Annotated in this window: 25 protein-coding genes and 1 pseudogene; 9 read left to right on the plus strand and 17 right to left on the minus strand. The window is 70.9% G+C overall.

Annotated elements, in window-relative coordinates:
• Positions 1–31: 31 nt before the first annotated feature.
• Positions 32–1,069 carry a glycosyltransferase family 2 protein gene (locus ACQEV8_RS17385; RefSeq protein WP_432961127.1) on the minus strand — a complete coding sequence of 346 codons (1,038 nt, stop codon included), beginning with the start codon at positions 1,067–1,069 and terminating at the stop codon, positions 32–34.
• 244 nt (positions 1,070–1,313) lie between these two features.
• Here ACQEV8_RS17385 and ACQEV8_RS17390 point away from each other — a divergent pair, with 244 nt between their 5' ends.
• Complete coding sequence (locus tag ACQEV8_RS17390) at positions 1,314–2,678, plus strand: LCP family protein (protein WP_432961129.1); 1,365 nt, start codon at positions 1,314–1,316, stop codon at positions 2,676–2,678.
• Positions 2,679–2,711: 33 nt separating this feature from the next.
• On the opposite strand, the gene ACQEV8_RS17395 is transcribed toward ACQEV8_RS17390, so the two are convergent.
• A complete protein-coding gene (locus tag ACQEV8_RS17395; RefSeq protein ID WP_432961131.1) occupies positions 2,712–3,269 on the minus strand; it encodes an acyl-CoA thioesterase in 558 nt (185 codons plus the stop codon).
• A 119-nt stretch (positions 3,270–3,388) separates the two neighbouring features.
• On the opposite strand from ACQEV8_RS17395, the gene ACQEV8_RS17400 reads away from it, so the two are divergent.
• Positions 3,389–4,693 carry an LCP family protein gene (locus ACQEV8_RS17400; protein WP_432961133.1) on the plus strand — a complete coding sequence of 435 codons (1,305 nt, stop codon included), beginning with the start codon at positions 3,389–3,391 and terminating at the stop codon, positions 4,691–4,693.
• Between the two features lie 63 nt (positions 4,694–4,756).
• On the opposite strand, the gene ACQEV8_RS17405 is transcribed toward ACQEV8_RS17400, so the two are convergent.
• Together ACQEV8_RS17405 and ACQEV8_RS17410 are read right to left on the minus strand one after the other, a co-directional pair.
• Positions 4,757–5,122: a four-helix bundle copper-binding protein gene (locus ACQEV8_RS17405; RefSeq protein WP_432961135.1), complete on the minus strand. Its 366-nt coding sequence runs from the start codon at positions 5,120–5,122 to the stop codon at positions 4,757–4,759.
• 205 nt (positions 5,123–5,327) lie between these two features.
• Complete coding sequence (locus ACQEV8_RS17410) at positions 5,328–6,485, minus strand: acyl-CoA dehydrogenase (protein WP_432961137.1); 1,158 nt, start codon at positions 6,483–6,485, stop codon at positions 5,328–5,330.
• A gap of 188 nt (positions 6,486–6,673) precedes the next feature.
• On the opposite strand from ACQEV8_RS17410, the gene ACQEV8_RS17415 reads away from it, so the two are divergent.
• Entirely contained in the window at positions 6,674–8,017 is a 1,344-nt protein-coding gene (locus ACQEV8_RS17415; RefSeq protein WP_432961139.1) for a UDP-glucose dehydrogenase family protein, read from the plus strand.
• A 98-nt stretch (positions 8,018–8,115) separates the two neighbouring features.
• On the opposite strand, the gene ACQEV8_RS17420 is transcribed toward ACQEV8_RS17415, so the two are convergent.
• Positions 8,116–8,622 carry a CGNR zinc finger domain-containing protein gene (locus ACQEV8_RS17420; RefSeq protein WP_432961141.1) on the minus strand — a complete coding sequence of 169 codons (507 nt, stop codon included), beginning with the start codon at positions 8,620–8,622 and terminating at the stop codon, positions 8,116–8,118.
• A gap of 116 nt (positions 8,623–8,738) precedes the next feature.
• On the opposite strand from ACQEV8_RS17420, the gene ACQEV8_RS17425 reads away from it, so the two are divergent.
• Together ACQEV8_RS17425 and ACQEV8_RS17430 are read left to right on the plus strand one after the other, a co-directional pair.
• The gene (locus ACQEV8_RS17425) at positions 8,739–9,110 is read left to right on the plus strand and encodes a VOC family protein (RefSeq protein WP_432961143.1); all 372 of its coding nucleotides are present in this window, start codon (positions 8,739–8,741) and stop codon (positions 9,108–9,110) included.
• Positions 9,111–9,124: 14 nt separating this feature from the next.
• A complete protein-coding gene (locus ACQEV8_RS17430; protein ID WP_432961145.1) occupies positions 9,125–9,517 on the plus strand; it encodes a VOC family protein in 393 nt (130 codons plus the stop codon).
• A 36-nt stretch (positions 9,518–9,553) separates the two neighbouring features.
• Here the strand turns inward: ACQEV8_RS17430 and ACQEV8_RS17435 are convergent, their stop codons facing one another.
• The gene (locus ACQEV8_RS17435) at positions 9,554–10,696 is read right to left on the minus strand and encodes a dipeptidase (RefSeq protein WP_432961147.1); all 1,143 of its coding nucleotides are present in this window, start codon (positions 10,694–10,696) and stop codon (positions 9,554–9,556) included.
• Positions 10,697–10,832: 136 nt separating this feature from the next.
• A complete protein-coding gene (locus tag ACQEV8_RS17440; RefSeq protein ID WP_382595044.1) occupies positions 10,833–11,192 on the minus strand; it encodes a MerR family transcriptional regulator in 360 nt (119 codons plus the stop codon).
• 52 nt (positions 11,193–11,244) lie between these two features.
• On the opposite strand from ACQEV8_RS17440, the gene ACQEV8_RS17445 reads away from it, so the two are divergent.
• Positions 11,245–12,396: an alkene reductase gene (locus ACQEV8_RS17445; RefSeq protein ID WP_432961149.1), complete on the plus strand. Its 1,152-nt coding sequence runs from the start codon at positions 11,245–11,247 to the stop codon at positions 12,394–12,396.
• Here ACQEV8_RS17445 and ACQEV8_RS17450 read toward each other — a convergent pair.
• From ACQEV8_RS17450 to ACQEV8_RS17460, 3 genes are read right to left on the minus strand one after another with little or no spacing between them, the layout of a single operon-like run.
• The gene (locus tag ACQEV8_RS17450) at positions 12,327–13,523 is read right to left on the minus strand and encodes a dipeptidase (RefSeq protein WP_432961151.1); all 1,197 of its coding nucleotides are present in this window, start codon (positions 13,521–13,523) and stop codon (positions 12,327–12,329) included. The genes ACQEV8_RS17445 and ACQEV8_RS17450 overlap by 70 nt on opposite strands.
• 5 nt (positions 13,524–13,528) lie before the next feature.
• A complete protein-coding gene (gene purE / locus ACQEV8_RS17455) occupies positions 13,529–14,056 on the minus strand; it encodes a 5-(carboxyamino)imidazole ribonucleotide mutase (RefSeq protein WP_184598238.1) in 528 nt (175 codons plus the stop codon).
• Positions 14,053–15,192: a 5-(carboxyamino)imidazole ribonucleotide synthase gene (locus ACQEV8_RS17460; RefSeq protein WP_432961153.1), complete on the minus strand. Its 1,140-nt coding sequence runs from the start codon at positions 15,190–15,192 to the stop codon at positions 14,053–14,055. Before ACQEV8_RS17460 ends, purE begins: the two co-directional genes overlap by 4 nt.
• Positions 15,193–15,355: 163 nt before the next feature.
• Between ACQEV8_RS17460 and ACQEV8_RS17465 the strand changes: the two genes are divergently transcribed.
• Positions 15,356–15,847: a GtrA family protein gene (locus ACQEV8_RS17465; protein WP_432961154.1), complete on the plus strand. Its 492-nt coding sequence runs from the start codon at positions 15,356–15,358 to the stop codon at positions 15,845–15,847.
• Between the two features lie 32 nt (positions 15,848–15,879).
• Here the strand turns inward: ACQEV8_RS17465 and ACQEV8_RS17470 are convergent, their stop codons facing one another.
• The gene (locus tag ACQEV8_RS17470) at positions 15,880–17,157 is read right to left on the minus strand and encodes an ATP-binding protein (RefSeq protein WP_432961156.1); all 1,278 of its coding nucleotides are present in this window, start codon (positions 17,155–17,157) and stop codon (positions 15,880–15,882) included.
• A 32-nt stretch (positions 17,158–17,189) separates the two neighbouring features.
• Entirely contained in the window at positions 17,190–17,867 is a 678-nt protein-coding gene (locus ACQEV8_RS17475; protein WP_432961158.1) for a response regulator transcription factor, read from the minus strand.
• Positions 17,868–18,310: 443 nt separating this feature from the next.
• On the opposite strand from ACQEV8_RS17475, the gene ACQEV8_RS17480 reads away from it, so the two are divergent.
• The gene (locus ACQEV8_RS17480) at positions 18,311–19,807 is read left to right on the plus strand and encodes an oligopeptide:H+ symporter (RefSeq protein WP_432961160.1); all 1,497 of its coding nucleotides are present in this window, start codon (positions 18,311–18,313) and stop codon (positions 19,805–19,807) included.
• A 76-nt stretch (positions 19,808–19,883) separates the two neighbouring features.
• Here ACQEV8_RS17480 and ACQEV8_RS17485 read toward each other — a convergent pair.
• The 4 genes and pseudogenes from ACQEV8_RS17485 to ACQEV8_RS17500 all read right to left on the minus strand — a co-directional run bounded on the left by ACQEV8_RS17485 (position 19,884) and on the right by ACQEV8_RS17500 (position 23,548).
• Positions 19,884–20,938: pseudogene (locus ACQEV8_RS17485) on the minus strand (hypothetical protein).
• Positions 20,939–21,492: 554 nt separating this feature from the next.
• The gene (locus tag ACQEV8_RS17490) at positions 21,493–22,194 is read right to left on the minus strand and encodes an LPXTG cell wall anchor domain-containing protein (protein WP_432961162.1); all 702 of its coding nucleotides are present in this window, start codon (positions 22,192–22,194) and stop codon (positions 21,493–21,495) included.
• A gap of 178 nt (positions 22,195–22,372) precedes the next feature.
• Complete coding sequence (locus tag ACQEV8_RS17495) at positions 22,373–22,927, minus strand: ATP-binding protein (RefSeq protein ID WP_432961164.1); 555 nt, start codon at positions 22,925–22,927, stop codon at positions 22,373–22,375.
• Positions 22,928–23,170: 243 nt separating this feature from the next.
• The gene (locus ACQEV8_RS17500) at positions 23,171–23,548 is read right to left on the minus strand and encodes an STAS domain-containing protein (RefSeq protein ID WP_432961166.1); all 378 of its coding nucleotides are present in this window, start codon (positions 23,546–23,548) and stop codon (positions 23,171–23,173) included.
• Between the two features lie 242 nt (positions 23,549–23,790).
• On the opposite strand from ACQEV8_RS17500, the gene ACQEV8_RS17505 reads away from it, so the two are divergent.
• The gene (locus ACQEV8_RS17505) at positions 23,791–24,717 is read left to right on the plus strand and encodes an RNA polymerase sigma factor SigF (RefSeq protein WP_432961168.1); all 927 of its coding nucleotides are present in this window, start codon (positions 23,791–23,793) and stop codon (positions 24,715–24,717) included.
• 96 nt (positions 24,718–24,813) lie between these two features.
• On the opposite strand, the gene ACQEV8_RS17510 is transcribed toward ACQEV8_RS17505, so the two are convergent.
• Positions 24,814–25,134: a hypothetical protein gene (locus tag ACQEV8_RS17510; RefSeq protein WP_432961170.1), complete on the minus strand. Its 321-nt coding sequence runs from the start codon at positions 25,132–25,134 to the stop codon at positions 24,814–24,816.
• Position 25,135 lies beyond the last annotated feature (1 nt).

The following is a 25,135-nucleotide window of genomic DNA, read 5'->3' on the forward strand; positions in this document are numbered from 1 at the left end:
GCCCGGAGGGGGCCCGTGAATCCGCTGCCGATCAGTTCGCCGGGGCGTCCGCGCGGACGGCGGGCCGACGGCTCGCGATCACCTTGCGGGCCAGCGCCCGCGGGCTGGTCAGGAAGCCCCAGCCCCACGACATGTGCATGGTGGCCAGCGCCACGGGGATCTGGAGCCGTGCCTTCAGCGGCAGCCCCTTGCCCGCCGGGACCGAGCCGGCGAGGATCGCCGCGAGATAGCCGCCGGGCACCACGAAACCCCACGGGGTGAGCAGCGCGCCCACCACGACCCCGGCCGCGATCGCGCAGACGGCGGTCGGCGGGGCGAGGTAGCGCAGGTTGATGGAGCCCTCGTGGTAGCGGGCGACGACATGCCGCCAGCGGCCGTAGTCCTTGTACTGCTTGGCGAGGGCCTTCACGCTCGGCCGCGGCCGGTACGACACCCGCAGCTCGGGCGAGAACCAGATCAGCCCGCCGGCCTCGCGGATGCGGAAGTTCAGCTCCCAGTCCTGGGCGCGGATGAACTCCACGTTGTAGCCGCCCTGCTGCTCCAGCGCCTCGCGTCGGAAGACACCGAGGTAGACGGTGTCGGCCTGCTGCGCCTGGCCGCCCGTGTGGAAGGCGGCGTTGCCGACCCCTATCTTCGAGGTCATCGCGGCGGCGACGGCGTGCTCCCAGTCGTTCTCGCCCTCGGCGTGCATGATGCCGCCGACGTTCTGCGCGCCGGTCTCCTCCAGGAGCCGTACGGCGGTGGCGATGTAGTTCGGCGAGAGGATGCCGTGCCCGTCGACGCGCACGACGATCGGGTGGCGGGAGGCGTTGATCGCGGCGTTGAGCGCGGCGGGCGTACGGCCGGTCGGATTCGGGACGGTGTGGACACGCGCGTCTTCCGCAACGAGCTCGGCCGCGATCTCGTCCGTGCGGTCCGTGGACGGGCCGAGGGCGATCACGACCTCCATCTCGCCGGCGTACTCCTGCGCGAGGATCGCTTGGACTGCTCCCCGCAGATGCCGTTCCTCGTCGAGGACAGGCATGATCACGGAAACGGCAGGGGGGCGCACGTCGGGATTGGCGTTCATAGGGGCATCACGTTACCGCGAACGGGGGACACCGTTGCGCGCCGCCGGGGCGGTACCGCGGGCTGCAGATCGTATCGGCCTACGGTGTCACGGATCCCACGTACGGCCGTCGTCCGGAGGTGTCCTCTTGCCCACGCCGCCGCGGTCCTCCCGGACCACTGCCGCCCCGCAGCGCCGCCCGCAGCCGCCCTCGTCCCGCCGGCATCCGCGGGGGCCCGTGCGGCGCCGGAAGCCGCGTTGGGGCATGCGGGCGCTCACCACGCTGTCCGTGGTGGTCCTCGCGTCCGCCGGTATCGGGCACGCGGTGGTCACGAGCCTGGACGCTGACATCGCCCGGGTCGACGCCTTCAAGGACATGAAGAACCGGCCCGAGCCGGGCCACGGCATGAACGTCCTGCTGGTCGGCACCGACGGCCGCGAGAAGATCAGCCGGGACGAGCGGCAGAAGTACCGGCTCGGCGGCGCGCCCTGCCACTGCACCGACACGATGATGATCGTGCACATCTCGGAGGACCGGGAGCGGGCGAGCGTGGTGAGCCTGCCGCGTGACTCGTACGCCGTGACGCCGGCGCATGTCGACCGTACGACGGGCAGACGGCACGAGGGCCACCCGATCAAGCTGAACGCGGCGTACGCCGAGGGCGGGGCGCCGCTGACCGTGCGGACCGTCGAGAACATGACCCGGGTGAAGATCGACCACTATCTGGAGGTCGATTTCACGAGCTTCATGAAGACGGTGGACGTGGTCGGGGGCGTGCAGATCTGTACGGCCGCTCCCCTGAGTGACACCTACACGGGACTGAACCTGCCGGCCGGGCGCCACACCCTCGAGGGCGGGCAGGCGCTGCAATATGTGCGCGCACGCCATGTCGACGGGGCGTCCGATCTGGGCCGTATGAAACGGCAGCAGCGGTTCATGGCGGCGCTCGTGGAGCGGGTCATGTCCTCCGGGATCCTGCTGAACCCGATGAAGTTCCGGGACGTGACCCGGGCGGTGCTCGGCTCGGTGCGGGCCGACAAGGGCTTCGGCACGGACGAGATGCTGGCCCTGGGCCGGGCCATGCGGAACTTCTCCCCCTCCTCCTCCGAGTTCACGACCGTCCCGATCCAGCAGCTGGGATACGCCGTTGAGGGCGTCGGTTCCACGCTGAAGTGGGACCCCGTGAAGGCGGAGCGGCTCTTCCACGCCCTGCGCGCGGACCAGCCCCTGTCCGTGCGGCGGTCGCGCGGCGAGGCCCGGGTCGTCCCGGTCGCCCCGCAGCAGATCAGCGTCCAGGTGGAGAACGGCACCCCCACGCCCGGCCTCGGCCGCCGGGTCGACGCGGCGCTGGTCGCGACCGGCTTCCGTACGACCCGGGCCCCGGTGAACGCCGCCACCCCCGACGTGAAGCGGACGGTCGTCGTCTACGACCCCCGCTGGGACCGCTCCGCCAAGTCCCTCGCGGCAGCGCTGCCGGGCAGCGAACTACGAGCGGTCCCGGGCATGGGCGCGACCCTGAAGGTCATCGCGGGCACGGACTTCGAACGCGTACGCAAGGTGCGGGCGGAGGAGGCGGGGCAGGGCGCGTCCGGCGTGGTGGTGCGGGGCGACGAGGTGGCGTGCTCGTAGAAGCTCTTGCAGGAGGAGGAGAGGCCGGGCCCCTCAGTCCTCGAACCCCTCCGCCGCCCGCTTCTCCCGCAGCTCCATGATCGCTCGGCGGCGGGCCAGGCGGTGGGTGCGGCGGATCTGGGCTTCCTGGTAGCGGCGCTTGTCGCGTTCGGTCTCCGGGAGAACCGGTGGCACCCGGCGGGGCTTGCCGTCGGCGTCGACCCCCGCGAAGACGAGGTAGGCGGAGCCGACCTGGGTGGGCGGGGCGGACTCGTTCCAGCGTTCGGCCAGGACCCGGACGCCGACCTCCATGGACGTCCGGCCGGTCCAGTTGACCTGCGCCTTGACGTGAACGAGGTCACCGACGCTGACGGGCTCCAGAAACGCCATCTCGTCCATCGACGCGGTGACCGCGGGCCCGCCGGAGTGCCGCCCGGCCACGGCCCCCGCCGCGTCGTCGACCAGCTTCATGATCACCCCGCCGTGCACCGTCCCCAGCAGGTTCGTGTCGTTGTGGGTCATGATGTGGCTGAGGGTGGTGCGGGACGCCGAAGTCGGCTTGCCCGGGATATCCGTACTGCCGGAATCCGCAGCTGGGGCCTGGTCTGTCATGGCCCCTACCCTATGCCGAGGCGGTATGGGGACGTTTTGTGTCAGCTTCGCCACAGCCGTGCTCTGATTTTCCGACGACTCTTGTATGGCGCACTACAGGGACCTGCACACTGGGGCGCATGAACACTTGGCCCGAGGGGCGGTCCGACGACAACCGCGGCAACCGCTACGGACGCGGAAGCTCGAGCGCACAGCCCGAGAGCGCCCGCGCCATGCGGCAGGTCCGCCGTGGCCCGGCGCCGTCGCCCGGGCAGGCCGGCTACGGCGGGGCGCCGCCGTACGGCGGCGGAGTACCGCAGCAGCCGTCCTACGTCGACGGCGGCTACGGCGGTTCCGGCGACGGCTACGACAGCGGCTACAACACCGGCCAGGTCTACGGCTCACCCGGTGGCAGAGGCCCCGGCGGACCGGGCGACGACGGCATGTACGAGCCGCGTCCCGCCCCGAACTGGCGCCGCCGTATCAAGGTGACGACCATCACGCTGGTGACGGTGCTGGTGGTGACGAGCGTCGCCACGTACTTCTGGGCCGACTCCAAGCTCAACCGCGACGTCGACCTGTCGCAGGTCATCGAGCGGCCGGAGGCGGGCGAGGGCACGAACTATCTGATCGTCGGCTCCGACAGCCGAGCGGGCATGTCGGCCGAGGAGAAGAAGAGACTCCGCACCGGTTCCGCCGAGGGCAAGCGCACGGACTCGATGATGATCCTGCACACCGGAAGCGGTGCCCCGACCCTGATCTCGCTGCCGCGTGACTCGAACGTCACGATCCCGTCCTTCAAGGGATCCGACTCCGGGAAGGTCTACCCCGGCACGGGCCGCCAGACGAAGCTGAACGCGGCGTACGCGGAGGACGGCCCGGAGCTGCTGGTCCGTACCGTCGAGGCCAACACGGACCTGCACATCGACCACTACGTGGAGATCGGCTTCGGCGGCTTCGCGAGCATCGTGGACGCGGTCGGCGGCGTCGAGATGGACATTCCGCAGGACATCAAGGACACCAAGTCCGGCGCGGACTTCAAGAAGGGCAAGCAGACGCTGAGCGGCGAGCAGGCGCTCGCCTTCGTCCGCACCCGTTACGCCCTCAAGGGCTCCGACCTGGACCGTACGAAGAACCAGCAGAAGTTCCTGTCGGCCCTGGCCAACCAGGTCGCCACGCCGAGCACGGTCCTCAACCCGTTCAAGCTGTACCCGACCATGGGCGCGGGCCTGGACTCCCTCGTGGTCGACAAGGACATGGGCCTGTTCGACCTGGCGTCCATGTTCTGGGCGATGAAGGGCGTCAGCGGCGGCGAGGGCAAGTCGATGAACATGCCGATCTCGGGCAACTCCGCGAACGGCAACCTCCAGTGGGACACCGCCAAGGTGAAGACGCTGGTGAACCAGCTGAAGAACGACGACGCGGTCACCGTCTCGAGCAACTGAGCGCGTGCAGCTGCGAAGAAGGGGGCACCCGGGCGGGTGCCCCCTTCTTCTGTGAGGCGATCCTCACATCGCGGCGGCCGACATCGAGCGGCACATCTCGGCGCAGCGGCGACACGCCTCGGCGCAGCGCATCATCTGGTCGTCGTCCGGCATGGACATACACGCCTCGGCGCACATGTCGCAGGCCTTGGCGCACATCGCGCACATCTCGGCCGACAGCGGCGAGCGGCGCATCATCATGTCGGCGCACATGCGCGTCATCTCGGCGCAGTCCATGACGGCGCGCATGATCTGCATCTGGGCCGGGCCGCCCATCTGCAGGCAGGAGCTCATGGTCTCCTCGCACACGCTGTGGCAGGCCATGCACGCCTGGACACAGTCCTGCATCTCCTTGCTCAGCGGGGTCGCGGTGGCGGGCTGCTGGGTCATGACTTCCTCCGGGGGGCGGTGAGGGCCGGGGGTCGGCCCACGTGCCTTCCGTCCTACGCCTGCGCGGCGCCGGCCGCCATGGGGCGGAGGGAAGGAATCCGCCATGCGTGCGTCTTGGTGTGCTGTCCCGGAACGACGGTCGCCCTCCGGCCCGGCGGAACGGGCGGAGGGCGACCGGTGATGGGGAGCGGCGGTGCCGAGGGCCTTACGGCAGGTTGCGGGCGATGACGATGCGCTGGACCTGGTTCGTGCCCTCGTAGATCTGGGTGATCTTGGCGTCGCGCATCATCCGCTCCACCGGATAGTCGCGCGTGTAGCCGTACCCACCGAGGAGCTGGACGGCGTCCGTGGTGACCTCCATCGCCACGTCCGAGGCGAAGCACTTGGCGGCGGCGCCCAGGTAGGTGAGGTCGGCGTCGCCGCGCTCGGAGGCGGCGGCGGCCTGGTAGGTCAGTGCGCGGGCGGCCGAGATCTTCATGGCCATGTCGGCGAGCATGAACTGGATGCCCTGGAAGTCGGCGATCGGCTTGCCGAACTGCTTGCGCTCCTGGACGTAGCCCTTGCCGTAGTCCAGCGCCCCCTGCGCGATGCCGAGGGCCTGGGCGGCGATGGTGATGCGGGTGTGGTCGAGGGTCTTCATCGCCGTGGCGAAGCCGGTGCCCTCCTCGCCGATCATGCGGTCGGCGGGGATGCGGACGTTGTCGAGGTAGACCTCGCGGGTCGGCGAGCCCTTGATGCCGAGCTTCTTCTCGGGGGCGCCGAAGGAGACGCCCTCGTCGGACTTCTCGACGACGAAGGCCGAGATGCCCTTGGAGCGCTTGGCCGGGTCCGTGACGGCCATCACCGTGTAGTACTCGGACTCGCCCGCGTTGGTGATCCAGCGCTTCACGCCGTTGAGGACGTAGTGGTCGCCGTCGCGGACGGCCTTCGTCTTCATGCCGGCGGCGTCGGAGCCGGCGTCCGGCTCGGACAGGCAGTACGAGAACATGCCGTCGCCCTTGGCGAGCGGGGTCATGTACCGCTTCTTGAGGTCCTCGGAGCCAGAGAGGATCACCGGGAGCGAGCCCAGCTTGTTCACCGCGGGGATGAGGGAGGAGGAGGCACAGACGCGTGCGACCTCCTCGATCACTATGACGGTCGCCAGCGCGTCCGCGCCCGACCCGCCGTACTCCTCGGGTACGTGCACGGCGTGCAGGTCGTTGCCGACCAGTGCGTCGAGCGCCTCCTGCGGGAAGCGGGCTTCCTCGTCCACCGCGGCGGCGTACGGCGCGATCTTCGCCTCGGCCAGCGAGCGGACGGCGTCGCGGAGCATGTCGTGCTCCTCGGACGGGCGGTACAGGTCGAAGTCAGCCGATCCGGCCAAGGTCTCTCACGCTCCAAAACGCTGCGATGCTGACGCTAACTACCGTTAAGTAATCAAAAGTTTATGGGGTCGCCCCCCGGAGTGATACGTGAGCTAGACGACAGCGGAGAAGTTGCCCGGTGAAGCGCGTTCCCATGCCCCGGCTATGCTCGGGCGCGCACCGCATGCCGTATACCCCTGGAGCACGCATGGCCCTCAAGATCACCGTGATCGGCACCGGTTATCTCGGCGCGACACACGCGGCGGCCATGGCCGAGCTGGGCTTCGAGGTCCTCGCCCTCGACGTGGTGCCCGAGAAGATCGAGAAGCTGGAGCGCGCCGAGGCCCCGATGTACGAGCCGGGTCTCGACGAGCTGCTCCGCAAGCACGTCGCCGGTATCGAGGGCTCCAGCGGGCGGCTGCGCTTCACCCGGGACTGGGCCGAGGTCGGGGCGTTCGGGGATGTGCACTTCGTCTGCGTGAACACTCCGCAGCGGCACGGCGAGTACGCCTGTGACATGTCGTACGTGGACTCCGCGATCGCTTCGCTCGCCCCGCATCTGCACGGGCCGGCCCTGGTCGTGGGCAAGTCGACCGTGCCCGTGGGCTCCGCGGACCGCCTCGCCGCCTACCTGGCCGCGCACGCGCCCGCCGGCGAGGACGCCGAGCTGGCCTGGAACCCGGAGTTCCTGCGCGAGGGCTTCGCGGTCGACGACACGCTGCATCCCGACCGGCTCGTGGTGGGTGTGCGCAGCGAGCGTGCCGAGAAGCTGCTGCGGGAGGTGTACGCCACGCCGATCGCGGAGGGTTCGCCGTTCGTGGTGACCGACTTCCCGACCTCCGAGCTGGTGAAGACCTCGGCGAACTCCTTCCTCGCCACGAAGATCTCCTTCATCAACGCCATGGCGGAGGTGTGCGAGGCCGCGGGCGGTGACGTGGCCAAGCTGGCGGAGGCCATCGGCTACGACGACCGGATCGGCAAGAAGTTCCTGCGGGCCGGGATCGGCTTCGGCGGCGGCTGTCTGCCGAAGGACATCCGGGCGTTCATGGCGCGCGCCGGTGAGCTGGGCGCGGACCAGGCGCTGACCTTCCTGCGGGAGATCGACTCCATCAACATGCGCCAGCGCGGGCAGATGGTGGAGCTGGCACGGCAGGCGCTGGGCGGCGGGCCGTTCCTCGGCAAGCGGGTGGCGGTGCTGGGCGCGACGTTCAAGCCGGACTCGGACGACGTCCGGGACTCCCCCGCGCTGAACGTCGCCGGGCAGATCCACCTCCAGGGCGGCCAGGTCACGGTCTACGACCCCAAGGGCATGGCCAACGCCCGCAGTGTCTTCCCGACCCTCGGCTATGCGGACTCGGCGCTGGAGGCCGTCCGGGGCGCCGACATAGTGCTGCATCTGACGGAGTGGCGGGAGTTCCGGGAGCTGGACGCCGAGGCCCTCGGCGAGGTCGCGACGACCCGTCTCATCCTGGACGGGCGCAACGCCCTCGACCCGGCCCGCTGGCGCAAGGCCGGCTGGACGTACCGCGCGATGGGGCGACCCAAGGCCTGACGATGCGTGAGGAAGGGTGACGCCGGTTCGGCCGAGGCTCAGTCGGCCGAACCGGCGTCACCGTGCATTCTGCCCCACCGGGCCCGTGCGCGGGCGGGTCACATCCCTTTCGCCCGGTAACGGCGCATCTTCGCGCGAGCCCCGCACACCTGCATCGAGCACCAGCGGCCCCGGCCCGCCGGGCTGCGGTCGTAGTAGGCCCAGAGGCAGTCGGGGGCCTCGCAGGCCTTGAGGCGGGTCCAGGTGCCCGCGGCCAGGGATTCGGCGACAGCGGCGGCCACGCGGGCGTGCAGGGAGTGGTCGCCGGCGGGGGTCAGGGCGGCCGAGCCGTCCGCCGGGTCGACCGTGACGATCAGCGGGGCCTCGGCCAAGAGGTCGCCGAGCGGGGGCGTCTCGCGGTGCGGCGGGTGGCCGGCATGGGCGAGGAGGGTCGCGCGCAGGGACTCGCGCAGGGCGCGGGCCCGGTCCGTCTCGTCCGGTGTGATGCCGAAGCGCGCCCGGCCCTCGGGCGAGTCCAGCTTGTCGGCGCCCGACTCGATGTCCAGCGTGTTCACCAGGGCCTCGACCAGGGCCAGGCCGCCGGGCGCGGGCGATCTCTCCGTCATGGCTGGACCGTACCTCTCGCCTTTTCTCTTGCGAGGTTACCGCCAATAGGGGAGTATGCGGTAACGGTTACTGGTTACCCGACTCTGACGGTAACCGCGACTCAGAGGAGGAAGTCATGACTCTCGCCAAGCTGGGTGTCGTCGTCCTGGACTGTCCCGACCCGCTCGCACTCGCCGGTTTCTACGCCGAGGTGCTCGGCGGAACGCCGGAGGTCGCGAGCGACGGGCAGGACGAGTGGGTCGACCTGAAGGTGCCGGGCGGTACACCGCTGGCCTTCCAGGCCGCTCCCGGTTTCGTACCGCCGGCGTGGCCGTCGCCCGACGGCTCGCAGCAGTTCCACCTCGACCTGGACGTGGAGGACCTGGACGCGGCCGAGAAGGGCGTGCTGGCGCTCGGTGCCAAGCCGCTGGACACCGAGGACCGCTCCCGGACCTTCCGGGTTTACGCCGACCCGGCCGGGCACCCGTTCTGCCTCTGCGCCTGCTGACACCGGGAGACGTCATGTCCGCCGTGGCACATTTCCGTTCCGTGGTCCTCGACTGCCCCGACCCGCGCGGGCTGGCCCGCTTCTACGCGGGGGTCGGCGGCGGCACCCCCGAGGACGACGACCCCGACTGGGTGGTGCTGCGCCTCCCCGGCGGGCCCCGGGTCGCCTTTCAGCGCTCGCCCGGGTACACCCCGCCGGAGTGGCCCCGCTCCGACCGCAACGCCCAGCAGTTCCACCTGGACTTCGACGGTGGCGCGACCTGGGAGGAGATCGACGCGGCCGAGGAGCGGGTGCTGGCGCTGGGAGCGCGGGTGCTGGACAAGGAGGACGACGTCAAGAAGGACTTCCGGGTCTACGCGGACCCGGCGGGACACCCGTTCTGCCTCTGCCGGATCGCGCACGACTGACCTCGCGGAGGCGCAGGAGACGGAAGGGCAGGACGGCTACCCGTCCAGCTCCGAGATCGTCGCCTTCGACGGCGCGCGGCGCTGCTGTGCGGCGCGTGCGGTGAAGTCGGCCCCGCGTAGGACGCGCTGGACGTTGCCCCAGGTCAGGAGGGCGACATCACCCTCGTCCCAGCCGCGCCGCAGCAGCTCCGCGATCAGCCTCGGGTAGCAGGAGACGTCGCCGAGTTCCTGCGGATGGGCCGAACCGGAGTCGTAGGTGCCGGACAGTCCGACGCACTGCGCTCCGGCCACGGCACGGATGTGGTCGAGGTGGTCGGCGACGTCACGGACGGTCGGGCCGGTCTGCTCGGCCGTCAGCGGTACCAGGCACAGCCCCTTGGCGGCGCCCAGCTCCGCCAGCAGGTCGTCGGGGAGGTTGACCGGGTGGGGGCGGATCGCGCGGGCCGCGGAGCGGCTGAACAGCACGGGTGCCCGGGAGAGGCTCAGCACACGGCGGACGGTCTGCTCCGGGGCGCCGGAGAGGTCCGCGATGACACCGAGCCGGTTCATCTCGCGCACGACCTCCTCGCCGAACCGGGTCAGCCCCGCGTCGCTCGCCCAGGAGACGCCGGTCAGCGTCAGGGCGCGCAGGCCGAGGAGGTGCAGCTGGCGCAGGGTGCCCAGCGAGTCGCCCACGGCCGAGGCCCCGGCGGGACCGAGGAGCACGGCGACGCGGCCGCAGTTGCGGGCGTCGGCGACCTGCCCGGCCGTAGAGGCGGGCCGCAGGCCCTCGTCGCAGGTGCGGACGATGGACTTCGCCAGGTCGAGCTGCTCCAGGGTGGCGCCGACGGCCCGGTCGCCGTCGAGGCCCTCGGGCAGGTGCAGCGACCAGAACAGCGCGCCCACGTGGCCGCTGCGCAGCCGGGGCACGTCCGTGTCGACGGTGCTCTCGCCGTCCTCGAGGTCGTAGTAGGACAGCCGCTTGAGCGCCCAGGGCAGTCCGTTGTACCCGTCGGCGACGGGGTGGGCGGCGAGGACGGCGTGAGCCCGGGTCAGGGGCGCGTCGTCCGGATCGGAGACGGGCTCGTAGGGCTCCGCCTCGACGACCCCCTCGACGCCCTCGTCGGGGTACGGCTCAGCCAGATCGTCGAACTCGCCGGTCGCGGCGGTGGGGCGCAGGTCGTGCTGGAGATCTGCCATGGCGGCTCCGTACGGTGCTCGTGACGTACGGTCACCGTCGCACGGAGCGAGGGGCCGTTCCTGGTGAGCGGGGCGTTCGGAGTACGGCCCCGGCGTACGGCCTCCGCGTACGGCCCCGGCCCGGGCCGGCGGGCGCTCAGGGCAGCCGGGCCGCGTCGATCACCTCGTCCAGGGTGTCCCGGGAGCGGACCAGGTCGGCGATCATCCGGTCGATGCGGGCGCGCTCGGCGGTGAGGTTGGCGACCAGGGTCGGGGTGGCGCGGGCCGAGGGGCCGCCGTCCGCGTCCCGCATGCACGGCAGGAGCTGGACGATCTTCTCGCTGCACAGCCCCGCCGCGAACAGCTCCTGGATGCGGATGACCCGGTCCACGGCCGCCTCCGGGTACTCCCGGTGCCCGCCGGGCGTCCGCTCGGCGGAGAGCATGCCCTGCTTCTCGTAGTAGCGCAGCGACCGCTCGCTCACGTTGGTACGCCGGGCCAGTTCACCGATCCGCACGTCCACTCCCGCACTTGATTCTGACATCAGTGTCAGGTTCTAGCGTAAGGGCATGACGCAGCACACGACAGCACTCTTCGAACCGGCTCGTCTCCCCGGGCTTGACCTGCCCAACCGTCTGGTGATGGCGCCCCTGACCCGCAACCGGGCCGAGGCCGACGGCACCCCGACCCCGCTGATGGCCACGTACTATGCCCAGCGCGCCTCGGCCGGGCTGATCATCGCCGAGGCCTCGACACCGAACCCGGTCGGGCAGACGTATCCGAACGTCACCGCCGTCCACAGCCCGGCGCACGTGGCCGGCTGGCGGCAGGTCACGGACGCCGTACGGGACGCGGGCGGGCGGATGTTCCTGCAGCTCCAGCACGGTGGGCGGGTCGGCCACCCGGCGACCAGCGGACTGACCCCGGTCGCGCCCTCGCCCGTCGCGCTCCCCGAGACGATCTTCACCCCGGAGGGCCACCGGCCTGCCGTGGTGCCGAGGGAGATGACCGCCGAGGACATCCGCACCACCGTCGCCGACTTCGCCAAGGCCGCGCGGAACGCGATCGACGCCGGATTCGAGGGGGTGGAGGTGCACTCCGCCAACGGCCATCTCCTGCACCAGTTCCTGGCCGCCAACACCAACCTGCGCACCGACGGCTACGGCGGACCGGTCGCCGCCCGGATCCGGTTCACGGCCGAGGTGACCGAGGCCGTGGCCGCCGAGATCGGCGCCGAGCGCGTGGGACTCAGAGTCTCCCCCGGCAACACCGTCAACGGCATCGCGGAGGGCGAGACCGAGGAGCTCTACCCGGCGCTCGCCGAGCGGCTCGGCGGGCTGGGGCTCGCCTTTCTGCACCTGGGGTACGCCGACCCGGGCGCCACGGTGTTCCGGAAGGTGCGCGCCGCATGGCCCGGGGTGATCATCGCCAACCCGGTGCTGAGGGAGGTCACCACCGAGGGTGTGCGGCGGGCGTCCGAGGCGCTGCTGGCGGCCGGGGCGGACCTGATCGCCCTCGGCCGGCCGTTCCTCGCCAACCCGGACCTGGTGACCCGGCTGCGGCTCGGGGCGCCGCTCAACGAGATGCGCGACCGGTACTTCATGTACGTAGGCGGGGCGGCCGGTTACACCGACTACCCCGCCCTGGAGACTCAGCCGCCGAGCGCGTCGGGCTCGTCGAGTGACTCGATCGTGGCGTTGGACGGCGACCGGGTCGCCTGAAGGCCGCGTGCCACGTCCTCGGCCGCGCCCAGCACCCGTACCGCGTTCTTCCAGGTCAGCTTGGCCAGGTCGGCCTTGGACCAGCCGCGCTCCAGCAGCTCGGCGAGGAGGTTCGGGTAGCCGGAGACGTCGTCGAGGCCGTCGGGGGTGAAGGCCGTGCCGTCGTAGTCGCCGCCGATGCCGAGGTGGTCGATGCCGGCGACCTCGCGCATGTGGTCCAGGTGGTCGGCGACCGTCGCCACCGTCGCGACCGGGCGCGGGTGCCGCTCCTCGAAGGCGCGGTGGACCTTCATGGCCTCGGCGGTGGTGTCGAGGTGGTGGAAGCCGTGGGCGCGCATGTTCCCGTCGGCCTCGGCCGTCCAGTCCACGGCCGCCTGGAGCACGAACTTCGGCACGAACGTCACCATCGCCATGCCACCGTTGGCGGGCAGCCGCTCCAGGACGTCGTCCGGGATGTTGCGCGGGTGGTCGCAGACGGCCCGGGCGGAGGAGTGGGAGAAGACCACCGGGGCGGTGCTCGTGTCGAGCGCGTCCCGCATGGTCGTCGCCGCCACGTGGGAGAGGTCGACGAGCATGCCGAGCCGGTTCATCTCCCGGACGACCTCGCGGCCGAACGCGGTGAGGCCCCCGGCCTTCGGTTCGTCGGTCGCGGAGTCCGCCCAGTCCACGTTGTCGTTGTGGGTGAGGGTCAGATACCGCACACCGAGGCCGTACAGACCGCGCAGGGTGCCCAGGGAGTTGGCGATGGAGTGACCGCCCTCCGCCCCCATGAGGGAGGCGATACGGCCCTCCCCGCGCGCGGCCTCCATGTCGGCGGCGGTGAGCGCGGGGCGCAGGTCCTCGGGGTGGCGGGTCAGCAACTGCCGTACGCAGTCGATCTGTTCGAGGGTGGCCGCGACCGGGTCCGGTGAGTCCGTGCGGACGTACACCGACCAGTACTGCGCACCGACGCCGCCCGCGCGCAGCCGCGGGATGTCGGTGTGCAGGTGGGCGCTCTGGTCGGCGGCGACATCGCGGGCGTCGAGGTCGTAGCGGACCTGTTCGCGCAGCGCCCAGGGCAGGTCGTTGTGGCCGTCGGCCACCGGGAACTCGCGCAGGAGTTCCCGGGCTGACTCCAGGGAGGTCATCGCCGTCACTTCCCCGCGCCGAAGCCGAAGCCGCCCGAGCCCTCGACCTTGGAGCGCAGGCGCTTGCCCTTCTCGGTGGCCTGGTCGTTCAGCTCCTGCTGGAAGTCGCGCATCCGGCCGCGCAGTTCCTCGTCGTGCGCGGCGAGGATGCGGGCGGCCAGCAGGCCGGCGTTGCGGGCACCGGCGACGGAGACCGTCGCGACGGGCACACCGGCCGGCATCTGCACGATCGACAGCAGGCTGTCCATGCCGTCGAGGTACTTCAGCGGCACGGGCACGCCGATGACCGGCAGCGGGGTGACCGAGGCGAGCATGCCGGGCAGGTGGGCGGCGCCGCCCGCCCCGGCGATGATCACCTTGAGCCCGCGGCCGTCGGCCTGCTCGCCGTACGCGACCATCTCGCGCGGCATGCGGTGGGCCGACACGACGTCCACCTCGTAGGGGATCTCGAACTCGTCGAGGGCCTTCGCGGCGGCCTCCATGACGGGCCAGTCCGAGTCCGACCCCATGACGATGCCAACAACAGGGCTCATTCGGTGATGGTGCCTCTCAGGTAGCCGGCTGCGTGACGGGCGCGCTCCAGCACCTCGTCCAGGTCGTCGCCGTAGGTGTTGACGTGTCCGACCTTGCGGCCGGGCTTCACGTCCTTGCCGTACATGTGGATCTTGAGCTGGGGGTCGCGGGCCATGCAGTGCAGGTACGCGGAGTACATGTCCGGGTAGTCGCCGCCGAGGACGTTGACCATGACCGTCCACCCGGCGCGCGGGCGCGGGTCGCCGAGGGGCAGGTCCAGGACCGCCCGGACGTGGTTGGCGAACTGGCTGGTGACCGCGCCGTCCATCGACCAGTGGCCGGAGTTGTGGGGGCGCATCGCCAGCTCGTTGACGAGGATGCGACCGTCGCGGGTCTGGAACAGCTCGACGGCCAGGTGCCCGACGACCCCGAGCTCCTTGGCGATGTTCAGGGCCATCTCGGAGGCCCGGACCGCGAGGTCCTCGTCGAGGCCGGGGGCCGGGGCGATGACCGTGTCGCAGACGCCGCCCACCTGGCGGGACTCCACCACCGGGTACGCGACGGCCTGGCCGTGCGGCGACCGTACGACGTTGGCGGCCAGCTCGCGCAGGAAGTCGACCTTCTCCTCGGCGAGCACGGGGACGCCGGCCTTGAAGGGGTCCGCGGCCTCCTCGACGGAGTCGACGACCCACACGCCCTTGCCGTCGTAGCCCCCGCGCACGGTCTTCAGAACGACGGGGAAGCCCTCGCCCTCCGCAGCGAAGGCCGCCACGTCCTGCGGATCGGAAACGATCCTGTGTCTGGGGCAGGGCACGCCGATCGCGTCGAGCTTCGCGCGCATCACGCCCTTGTCCTGGGCGTGCACGAGCGCGTCGGGGCCGGGGCGCACGGGGATGCCGTCCGCCTCCAGCGCCCGGAGGTGCTCGGTGGGTACATGTTCGTGATCGAAGGTGATCACATCGCACCCGCGGGCGAACTCGCGCAGCGTGTCGAGGTCGCGATAGTCGCCGATGACGACATCGCTCACGACCTGCGCCGCCGAGTCCTGCGGGGTGTCACTGAGAAGCTTGAACCTGATGCCCAACGGGATGCCCGCCTCGTGTGTCATACGAGCGAGCTGGCCACCGCCGACCATGCCGACTACCGGAAACGTCACTCCCTCAGGGTATCGGCCGCGCCAAGGTGGCTGGTTTCCTGTCCCTCCCCGGGCCTGACCGGACCGTCTCCGGCCGTCCACCGGTATCCGCAGGAAGATCGCGCGGGAGGGTGGTTAGCATGGCTGGGTTGACGCCAACTGAGGGACGGGGGCCTGCACGACCATGGGACATGGTGCCTCTCGGCTCCGACGGCTCGCTCGCGAGGTCGCCAAATTCGGCGCGGTGGGCGGGGCCGGGGTGCTGGTCAACCTCCTCGTGTTCAACCTGGTGCGGCATGTCACCGACCTCCAGGTGGTGCGCGCGAGCGTCATCGCGACCGTCGTCGCGACCTGCTTCAACTACGTCGGTTACCGCTACTTCACGTACCGCAACCGCGACAAGAGCGGCCGTACCAGGGAGATGTCCCTGTTCCTGCTGTTCAGCGTGATCGGACTCGTCATCGAGAACGGCGTGCTCTACGCGGCCACGTACGGCTTCGGCTGGAACACCCCGCTGCAGAACAACATCTTCAAGTTCGTCGGCATCGGGGTCGCCACGCTCTTCCGTTTCTGGTCGTACCGCACCTGGGTCTTCCGCGCGCTCCCGGCCCCGACGTCGGCGTCGGACACCGGATCGACGGTGGAGCAGGAGCGCAACAAGCAGCGGGTGCCGTAGCCGTACCGAACCCGAACGACAGCCTCAGGCCTTCAGCGGACCATCGGCTCGTCCTCGTCCGTCATCGACGTCTGGGCGGCTGTGCGGGACAGGAAGAGGCCGAAGACCGGGGGCTTGGTCTGGAGCATTTCCAGGCGGCCGCCGTCCGCTTCCGCCAGGTCGCGGGCGACCGCCAGGCCGATGCCCGTGGAGTTGCGGCCGCTGATCGCCCGCTCGAAGATGCGTGCGCCCAGGTCGGCGGGGACGCCGGGGCCCTCGTCCGTGACCTCGATGACCGCCTGGTTGCCCGTGACGCGGGTACGCAGGGCCACCGTGCCGCCACCGTGCATCAGGGAGTTCTCGATCAGCGCGGCCAGCACCTGCGCGACCGCGCCGGGCGTGCCGACCGCCTCCAGGTGCCTCTTGCCGGAGCTGACGATGGCCCGGCCCGCGCTGCGGTACGCCGGCCGCCACTCGGCGAGCTGCTGCTGGATGACCTCGTCGAGGTCGAAGGTGACGGCGGAGCCGGTGCGCGGATCGCGGGAGTTGGTCAGCAGCCGCTCGACGACGTCCGTCAGCCGCTCGACCTGCGTGAGCGCGATCGTCGCCTCGTCCTTCACCGTGGCCGGGTCGTCGGTGAGGGTGATCTCCTCCAGCCGCATGGACAGGGCCGTGAGCGGCGTCCGCAGCTGGTGGGAGGCGTCCGCGGCCAGGCGGCGTTCGGCGGTGAGCATGCGCGCGATGCGCTCGGCGGAGCCGTCCAGCACGTCCGCGACCCGGTCCAGCTCGGGCACGCCGTACCGCTTGTGCCGGGGGCGGGGATCGCCCGAGCCGAGCCGCTCGGCGGTCTCCGCGAGGTCGGTCAGGGGTGACGCCAGCCGGTTCGCCTGGCGGACGGCCAGCAGCACCGCGGCCACCACCGCCAGCAGTGCGACCAGCGCGATGATCAGCAGTGTGCGGCCGACCTCGCGGGTCACCGAGGAGCGCGGCTCCTGGACGGTGACCGTCTCGCCCTCCTCGCCGGGCGCGGTCGCGGTGATGACGTCACCGGACGGCTTGTCGCCGACCTCGATGGGCGCCTCGCCGGGGAGGCGGATCACCGCGTAGTAGCGGTCCTGCGTGACCTGTTTGCGCAGCACCTCGGCGTCGATCTGCTGGGCCCCGAAGAGCCGGCTGTCGACGATGCTGGCGAGGCGGACCGCCTCGGACTCCACCCGTTCCTCGGCGCTGTTGCTGATGGTCCGGGTCTCGACGATGACGAGCGAGACACCGAAGACGGCGATCACGACCAGCACCACGGCGAGCGTGGACTGGATCAGTCGGCGGCGCATGTCCTGTTACCCGTGCCTGCCTGCCCTGTGGCTCAGCTCTTCTCGAAACGGAAGCCCACACCGCGCACGGTGGCGATGTAGCGGGGGTTGGCCGCGTCGTCGCCGAGCTTCTTGCGCAGCCAGGAGATGTGCATGTCGAGGGTCTTGGTCGACGACCACCAGGTGGTGTCCCAGACCTCGCGCATCAGCTGGTCGCGGGTGACGACCCGGCCCGCGTCGCGCACCAGCACCCGCAGCAGGTCGAACTCCTTCGCGGTGAGCTGGAGCTCCTCCTCGCCCATCCAGGCGCGGTGCGACTCGACGTCGATGCGCACGCCGTGGGTGGCGGGCGGCTGCTGCGGCTCGGAGGCGCCGCGCCGCAGCAGGGCCCGGACGCGGGCGAGCAGTTCGGCGAGCCGGAAGGGCTTGGTGACGTAGTCGTCGGCGCCCGCGTCGAGCCCGACGACGGTGTCCACCTCGTCGGCGCGCGCGGTCAGGATGAGGATCGGGATGGTGTGGCCCTCGCCACGCAGGCGCCGGGCCACCTCCAGACCGTCCATGCCGGGCAGACCCAGGTCGAGCACGACCAGGTCGACGCCCCCCTGCAGTCCCGCGTCGAGAGCGGTGGGTCCGTCCTCACGCACCTCGACCTCGTAGCCCTCCCGGCGTAGAGCACGGGCCAGCGGCTCCGAGATGGACGCGTCGTCCTCGGCGAGCAGTACTCGGGTCATGAGGTGATGGTAGACCTGCGAGGCCGTGAGCTGGGGTGTGACCGGAAGCCTTGATTCTTACCGTTGGCATACCCGCTTCTTACGTTCCGGGGGAACGCGTACGAACCGCTGCCGAACCTCTGCCTATGGGGTGCGATCCTGGTAAGGACCTTGGAAACAGGGCTCACGGTTCCCCTGGCGCCTGTGATCCTCCTCTCAAGTCCTTCCATATCCGGCCGTGTCCTGCCGTATGGTGAATCGACGTCTGTAGCCCTAGGCGACCTTCTGTGGCCCTCCGCCCTGGAGGTCTCTTTTATGTCGGGCCGGCGACCGCCCACCGCTCCGTGCCCCGGAGCGGACCCCCGTAGGCGTCGGGGGCGACGGCCGTACGCACCGGTGCCGACAGCCCCCACCGGGCGCACCACCGCTGTCGCGCGGCGCGTCCCGACCAGCAAGGAACGACCATGGCGTCCAGCCTGACGAAGGACTCGGCCCGCCCGGGCATCCCCGGCTCCGAGAAGACCTTCTTCGGCCACCCCCGCGGACTGGCCACTCTCTTCATGACCGAGATGTGGGAGAGGTTCTCCTACTACGGCATGAGGGCCCTGCTCCCGCTGTACCTGGTGGCACCGGGTGGCCTGCACCTCGACGCGGCCACGGCGACGGCGATCTACTCCGTGTACGTGTCGCTGGTGTACCTGCTCACCATGCCCGGCGGCTGGTTCGGCGACCGTGTCTGGGGGCCGCGCAAGACGGTCGCCATCGCCGGCGGGATCATCATGCTCGGCCACCTCACGCTGGCCCTGCCCTCCTCCGGCACCTTCTTCGCCGGCCTCGGCCTGGTCGCGATCGGTTCGGGTCTGCTGAAGGCCAACATCTCCACGATGGTCGGCCAGCTCTACGACGGACCGGACGACCCGCGCCGAGACGGTGGCTTCACCGTCTTCTACATGGGCATCAACCTCGGTGCCTTCGCGGCGCCGCTGATCATCGGCACCATCGGTGAGAGCGTCGACTGGCACCTGGGCTTCGCGCTCGCCGCGCTGGGCATGGCGCTGGGTCTCGTCCAGTTCCTGATCGGCTCGCGCAACCTGGCCGAGCGCTCCAGCGTCGTCCCGACGCCACTGTCCGCCGAGGAGAAGGCGTCCACGCTGCGCAAGGCGGCGCTCTGGGCCGGTATCGCGGTCGTCTTCTACGCGATCATCGGCCTCTCGGGCCACTACACGCTGAACTGGATCCTGGTCCCGCTGACCCTGCTGGGCGTGATCATCCCGACGATGGTCCTGGTCCGCATCAAGCGCGACAAGGACCTGGACCGTGCCGAGCAGTCGAAGATGTCCGCGTACATCTGGTTCTTCGTCGCCGCGGCCGTGTTCTGGATGATCTACGACCAGGGCGGCTCGACCCTGTCGATCTTCGCCGACGCCTCCGCCGAGAACAGCGTCCTCGGCTGGGCCTTCCCGGTCTCCTGGTACCAGTCGGTCAACCCGGTCCTGATCATGGCGCTGGCCCCGGTCTTCGCCTGGTTCTGGCTGGCGCTGAACCGGCGCGGCAAGGAGCCGAGCACGATCGTGAAGTTCGCCTCCGGTCTGGTGCTGGTCGGCGCGTCCTTCTTCCTGTTCCTGGCCCCGCTGTCGATCGCCGAGGGCGGCCACAAGGCGGCGGCGCTGTGGCTGGTGGCGATCTACTTCACGCAGACCGTCGGTGAGCTGCTGCTCTCCCCGGTGGGTCTGTCGGTGACGACGAAGATGGCTCCCGCGAAGTACGCCTCGCAGATGATGGGCGTCTGGTTCCTGGCCGTCACCGCCGGTGACGCCACGACCGGTCTGCTCTCCATCGCCGGGGTCGACCTGAACAAGACGAACATCGTGGCTCTGGAGGCGACGCTCGCCGTCCTCGCCGGTGGCGCGGTGTGGATGTACCGCAAGAAGGTCAAGGAGCTCATGGGCGACGTCCGCTGACCCGCCCCGCCGGGCCATGACGAAGGGCCGCCGCATCCTCGGGACGCGGCGGCCCTTTCGCGTGCGTTCGCGCTGGTCAGGCCTTCGTCGTCGGGTCCTTTCGGAACGGCGCGGAGGACCGCCCCGCGTCTTCCGGGCCGGCGTCGGGGGTGACCCAGGGCAGAGCCGGGGCGGCGCAGGGGGTGTTCGCCCTCGGGGGCGCGGCAGCAGCCCGGGCCGCCCCAGACGACGGGCCGGGCGGGCCGCGTGGCCGGGCCGGCGAGGCCGTAGGTGGTCCACCAGGGCCAGTCCCGCGCGGAACACCGCCGCCGGTACGACCAGGAGGACGAGGGCCCAGAACAGGGTCACGCCCCAGGGGCGGCCCACACCCCAGGGGTGTTCGGCGAGGACCTTGCCGCCGTATTTCAGGGACACCGTGTAGTCGCCGTGCGCCCCGGCCGCGAGTTCCACGGGCAGCTCGATACGGGTCTCGCCGCCGGGCCGGATCGTGCCCCGCCACCGCTGGTCCTGCCACTGCGGGGCGAACACGCCGTGTGCGGTGCCGACCTGGAAGACGGGGTTCTTCACGGGGGATGTGCCGACGTTGCCGACGGTGATCTCCAGGGTCCGGGCGGGCGGGGATCCGAACCAGGTCAGCAGCCCGCTCTCGCCGCGCAGCCGGGTGTCCGCGAGCAGGGAGAGCCGCCCCCCGGCCCGTTCCGCGGGCAGCGGCTCGACCGTGTGCCCGGCGACCTGGAGCGCCGCGTCGGCCTCGGCATCCGCGCCGGTCACCGTAGCCACATGCACCACACAGGGGCACGGCACCGGTGGCTCGACGACGGGCAGCGCGCGGCGGAAACGCCCTTCGGCGTCGGTGGTGACGGCCCGGCCGTCGGCGTTGGCGCAGGAGTTGCTCCCCCCGGTCACGCCCCGGTCCGGCTCGGCCTGCCCACAGACCAGCAGCGTCAACAGCGCCCGCGCCCGCCAGCCGCTCCCACTGACAGTGACCGACCCGCCCGCCCCCGCCTGCGCCGCGGACAACTCGACCCGGGGCCGCTCCACCGCCCCGGCGGGCCCGGCGCCCGCCAGAGCCAGCAGAAACACGAGCAGAACCGACAACGACAGGGACGGAAGGCGCGCGGCACGAGACATCGGCGGCTCCATCGGTCGTCCGGGGCGGGCAAACGGCCTCGGCTCCGGCGGGTGTGCGGGCATCCTCACGGCGTCTACGGCCCGGGCGGCGGGCTCCAGCGGGTTTCCGGGGCCTGCGTACGTCGCCTTCAGCGGGCGTGAGGGCATGCGCACGGCATCGGTGACCCGGACAACCGACGCCGGCGGGCGTCCTGCCGTGCGCGCGGCGCCGACAGTCCGGGCGGCCGGCTCCACCGGGCGTCCGGACCGGGCGCACGGCGTCGCCTCCAGCTCTCGCACGGCATCGGCCGCGCGAGAAACCGCCTCCAGCGGACGTCCAGGGTCTGTGCGCGCCGACGCCGGCCGCGGCCCGGCCGTGCGCACGGCATCGACAGCCCGAGCGGCCGGCTCCGGCAGACGCCCGGGTGAGCGCGGCGACCCGCGCTCAGCGGCGTAGGCACGAACCCGTGCCAACGGCCGTGGCCGCCCGGGCGGTCGGTGAGTGGCGGTGCCGGTTTCGGCAGATGGCCCGGGCGGGCGTACCGCGTCGGGTTCCGCAAACGTCCCGGGCATGCTCAGTGGCGGGTGCGGGCGTTCTGGTGACGGCGTGTCAGCCACAGGGTGCCCGCCGCACCGGCGAGCAGTACCGTTCCGCCGAGGGTGCCGAGGGCTATGGCCGAGTCCTCGGGCCCGGTCTGCGGGAGCCCGGCGCCGGAGTCCGATCCGGAGCCGCCGCCCTGGGCCGAGCCGGTGCTGCCGCCGCCGCTCGCGGCCTTGACGTCGAGGGTCAGGGACGGGCCCGGGTCGTTGGTCGGGGTGCATGTGGTCGTCGTACCGAGCGCCTTGATGGTGAGCACGCCGGCGGTGAAGGTGACCTCGCCGCTCTTCTTCGGCGTGTACGTCCCGCTCAGGTCGTTGATCTTGATCGGGGTGTTGGCCGGGATGGCGGCGTCGTTGGCGGGGCCCGTCACCGTCAGGCTGCCGCTGTCCGCGCCGCCCAGGGCGATCGTGGCGCTCGGGGTCATCGCGCCCTTGCCCAGCTCGACCGGGCTGGAGGAGACGCCCTTCTGCCAGGACATGGTGACCTTGTAGCCGTCGCCGTCCTCGACGCCCTTGATGTCGATGGGCGAGACGGCGCTCTTGTCGCCGATCGGCGTCTTGCACTGGTAGTTGACGTCGACGACCTCGGCCCGGGCCACGGGGGCGGCCATCAGCACCGCCGAGCCGGCCAGGGCCGCGGCGGTCGCGAGCGCGGCGGTTCGATTCCGGTACGGCACGGCGCCACTCCCCTTCCTGTTTCCTGACGGCGTATCAGATCGAGCCGTCAAGGTACGCCCGGGGCCTTGAGGAAGGAAGACACAGCGCGCGCCGGATCCATGGGGATCCGGCGCGTGGTGAGTGACGCATGAGGGGATGTACGGCGGGGAATCCGTGGGGACCGGCGGACGGTCCCGGTCAGGCAGGTGCGCCCAGTTCCGCCCACACCGTCTTGCCTGCGACCCCCGGCGTGCGCACCACACCCCAGTCCAGGCACAGCCGCTGGACGATGAACATGCCGTGGCCCCCCGGGCGTCCCGCCCGGTGGGGATTACGGGGAGCCGGCTGCCCGGTGCCCCGGTCGGCGACCTCCAGGCGGATCACCTTGTTGTCGCAGGTGATCCAGAGCTGGTCCGGCCCCTCGGCGTGCAGGCAGGCATTGGTGACCAGCTCGGAGACGACGAGCAGCACATCCTCGGCGGCGGCCCGCTGGTCGGCGGAGGCGGCGGGCAGCCAGCCCCACGCGTACAGCGCCTGGCGGGTGAAGTCTCGGGCCAGGGGAACGACACCGCTCTCCCCTTCGAAGCTCAGCCGGCGCACCTGCCGGCCCCCCGGCGGCGCCACGGCTCCGGACGGCGCGCCCACGCCCTCGCCGGACGCAGTGGCCGCCGGTACGCCACCCTCGGACACCCCGGAAGCGCCGCTGGGCTCCGGCCCGCGGTCGCCCGGCGGGTAAGGCCGGGTGGTGCTCATCAGCGCTTCACCTCACCGATTCACCAGTTCACGATTCAAAAGATTCAGTACACAGTCAGTCACGCAGTGCGCGGCGTATCGGTTTCGCGGTGCCCCCGCCACCCCGGCAGCCAACAGGTTCAGGATGTCTCCTGCCCTGGCGTCCCGGGGGAACACCCCCGGATTCGGCACGAACGGCGTGACGGACATAGGACGTCGGTCACAGAGGGAGGGCCAAGGCTCGGCGCGCCGACGCACCGCCGCTCAGCTCGATTCGCCGGCCAGGGCCGCCTCGAGCGTGTCGTGGACGGTGAAGACCGCGTCCGCGCCCGTGATCTCGAATACGCGCGCCACCACCGGCTGCATCCCGGCGAGGGTCACGCCGCCACCGGCGGCCTCGGCCTTCAGCCGGGCGCCGAGGAGCACGTTGAGCCCCGTGGAGTCGCAGAACTCCAGGCGCGCGCAGTCGATGACCAGGCGCTTGAATCCCTTGGCGAGGCAGTCCTCGAGTGGCTCACGCAACAAATCGGCGGTGTGGTGATCCAACTCACCCGCCGGAGTCACGACGGCACTAGAGCCCTCTTCCCGCACCTCCACCAGAAGCCGGCCAGACTGTGCGCTGCCGACCGTCCCGCGGTCCATGCCGTCTCTCTCTCCTGACGTCGAGGCTGCTTGTTGACGCCCTCGAACACTACGCCTTCCCGACACGCTTCGACACCCGAACAACTACACACAAACGGACATATGCCCACAGAACGCACTTGCGGTGGGCTCGGGAAAGCGGGTAGGCCTAGTAAGGACACGTACCCGACACACGGCCGGCTTTGGAGGCGCCGCACACCGCAGTGCACGTAATTGGCTCCGGCAGCCTTATGCCGAGAACGATGGAGGACATCATGTCACCCCGGCTCGACGCATCGCGTACCCAGAAAGCGACGTCGACACCCCCTCCGGAACATCTGGATCCCATCGAGCAGGACGAGACGCTCGTCACACAGGACGACCTTCTCGCCGGACTTCCGGACATCCCCCCGTACGAGCAGGTCGACGCGGTCGACGCACGGGCTCTGTCGAAGACCCTCTTCGAGCGCCTCGAAGCGCTGGAGGAAGGCACGCACGAGTACTCGTACGTCCGCAACACGCTGGTCGAACTGAACCTCGCGCTGGTCAAGTTCGCCGCTTCCCGGTTCCGCTCCCGCAGTGAGCCGATGGAGGACATCATCCAGGTCGGCACCATCGGCCTGATCAAGGCGATCGACCGGTTCGAACTCTCCCGGGGCGTCGAGTTCCCCACGTTCGCCATGCCGACCATCGTCGGCGAGATCAAGCGCTTCTTCCGCGACACCTCGTGGTCCGTGCGCGTTCCGCGGCGGCTCCAGGAGCTCCGGCTGGACCTGGCCAAGGCCGGTGACGAGCTGGCGCAGAAGCTGGACCGCGCGCCGACGGTGACGGAACTGGCCGAGCGCCTGGGCCTGTCCAAGGAAGAGGTCGTCGAGGGCATGGCCGCCTCGAACGCCTACACCGCCTCCTCGCTGGACGCCCAGCCGGAGGAGGACGACTCCGAGGGCGCGCTCGCGGACCGCATCGGCTACGAGGACCACGGACTCGAAGGCATCGAGTACGTCGAGTCGTTGAAGCCGCTGATCGCCGAACTTCCGCCGCGCGACCGGAAGATCCTGTCGCTGCGCTTCGTCGCGGGTCTGACGCAGTCGGAGATCGGCGAGGAACTGGGCATCTCTCAGATGCACGTGTCGCGGCTGCTGTCGCGGACGCTGGTACGGCTCCGCAAGGGGCTGACCGTCGAGGAGTGATCCTCATGTGATCCCTGCCGGGTGACGTGTCCTTCGGGGGCGGACCGAACGGTCCGCCCCCGGGCGCGTGTCATGGGCCGGCCGCGGCCGTGATCTTCAGGAGATGAGGATCAGGACGGCCGTGGGGAGGAGCGGCGCCAGAAGGCTCAGCAGCCGGTACGTACGCGGAGCCAGCGACGTCCGGCGCCGGAGGGGGCTGTTGGCCAGCCACCAGATCAGGCCGAACAGCGCCACGACCGGGACGACGATGACGAGCCAGAGGGCCATGCCGTCGTTCTCCGTCGGTTCCCGCACCGTCAGCCCGAGTTCGGCGAGCGGCCAGTTCACCGTGAGGTACCAGAGCAACCAGATCGGCACCACTGCCGGGATCCCGAGCAGCAGGTTCACTACGAGCGGTGCCGACCAGTGTCTTGTCATC

The organism is Streptomyces sp. CA-179760 (assembly GCF_050937045.1).
Taxonomy (GTDB): Bacteria; Actinomycetota; Actinomycetes; order Streptomycetales; family Streptomycetaceae; genus Streptomyces.

What these genes read in the sequence shown, in the direction of transcription:
- ACQEV8_RS17435 (WP_432961147.1), bottom strand. Translation starts at nt 10,696, where the DNA reads ATGGCAGATCTCCAGCACGACCTGCGCCCCACCGCCGCGACCGGCGAG.
- ACQEV8_RS17480 (WP_432961160.1), top strand. Translation starts at nt 18,311, where the DNA reads ATGGCGTCCAGCCTGACGAAGGACTCGGCCCGCCCGGGCATCCCCGGC.
- ACQEV8_RS17470 (WP_432961156.1), bottom strand. Translation starts at nt 17,157, where the DNA reads ATGCGCCGCCGACTGATCCAGTCCACGCTCGCCGTGGTGCTGGTCGTG.
- purE (WP_184598238.1), bottom strand. Translation starts at nt 14,056, where the DNA reads ATGAGCCCTGTTGTTGGCATCGTCATGGGGTCGGACTCGGACTGGCCC.
- ACQEV8_RS17465 (WP_432961154.1), top strand. Translation starts at nt 15,356, where the DNA reads ATGGGACATGGTGCCTCTCGGCTCCGACGGCTCGCTCGCGAGGTCGCC.
- ACQEV8_RS17430 (WP_432961145.1), top strand. Translation starts at nt 9,125, where the DNA reads ATGTCCGCCGTGGCACATTTCCGTTCCGTGGTCCTCGACTGCCCCGAC.
- ACQEV8_RS17495 (WP_432961164.1), bottom strand. Translation starts at nt 22,927, where the DNA reads ATGAGCACCACCCGGCCTTACCCGCCGGGCGACCGCGGGCCGGAGCCC.
- ACQEV8_RS17505 (WP_432961168.1), top strand. Translation starts at nt 23,791, where the DNA reads ATGGAGGACATCATGTCACCCCGGCTCGACGCATCGCGTACCCAGAAA.
- ACQEV8_RS17500 (WP_432961166.1), bottom strand. Translation starts at nt 23,548, where the DNA reads ATGGACCGCGGGACGGTCGGCAGCGCACAGTCTGGCCGGCTTCTGGTG.
- ACQEV8_RS17415 (WP_432961139.1), top strand. Translation starts at nt 6,674, where the DNA reads ATGGCCCTCAAGATCACCGTGATCGGCACCGGTTATCTCGGCGCGACA.
- ACQEV8_RS17510 (WP_432961170.1), bottom strand. Translation starts at nt 25,134, where the DNA reads ATGACAAGACACTGGTCGGCACCGCTCGTAGTGAACCTGCTGCTCGGG.
- ACQEV8_RS17445 (WP_432961149.1), top strand. Translation starts at nt 11,245, where the DNA reads ATGACGCAGCACACGACAGCACTCTTCGAACCGGCTCGTCTCCCCGGG.
- ACQEV8_RS17475 (WP_432961158.1), bottom strand. Translation starts at nt 17,867, where the DNA reads ATGACCCGAGTACTGCTCGCCGAGGACGACGCGTCCATCTCGGAGCCG.
- ACQEV8_RS17395 (WP_432961131.1), bottom strand. Translation starts at nt 3,269, where the DNA reads ATGACAGACCAGGCCCCAGCTGCGGATTCCGGCAGTACGGATATCCCG.
- ACQEV8_RS17390 (WP_432961129.1), top strand. Translation starts at nt 1,314, where the DNA reads ATGCGGGCGCTCACCACGCTGTCCGTGGTGGTCCTCGCGTCCGCCGGT.
- ACQEV8_RS17385 (WP_432961127.1), bottom strand. Translation starts at nt 1,069, where the DNA reads ATGAACGCCAATCCCGACGTGCGCCCCCCTGCCGTTTCCGTGATCATG.
- ACQEV8_RS17425 (WP_432961143.1), top strand. Translation starts at nt 8,739, where the DNA reads ATGACTCTCGCCAAGCTGGGTGTCGTCGTCCTGGACTGTCCCGACCCG.
- ACQEV8_RS17400 (WP_432961133.1), top strand. Translation starts at nt 3,389, where the DNA reads ATGAACACTTGGCCCGAGGGGCGGTCCGACGACAACCGCGGCAACCGC.
- ACQEV8_RS17405 (WP_432961135.1), bottom strand. Translation starts at nt 5,122, where the DNA reads ATGACCCAGCAGCCCGCCACCGCGACCCCGCTGAGCAAGGAGATGCAG.
- ACQEV8_RS17450 (WP_432961151.1), bottom strand. Translation starts at nt 13,523, where the DNA reads ATGACCTCCCTGGAGTCAGCCCGGGAACTCCTGCGCGAGTTCCCGGTG.
- ACQEV8_RS17420 (WP_432961141.1), bottom strand. Translation starts at nt 8,622, where the DNA reads ATGACGGAGAGATCGCCCGCGCCCGGCGGCCTGGCCCTGGTCGAGGCC.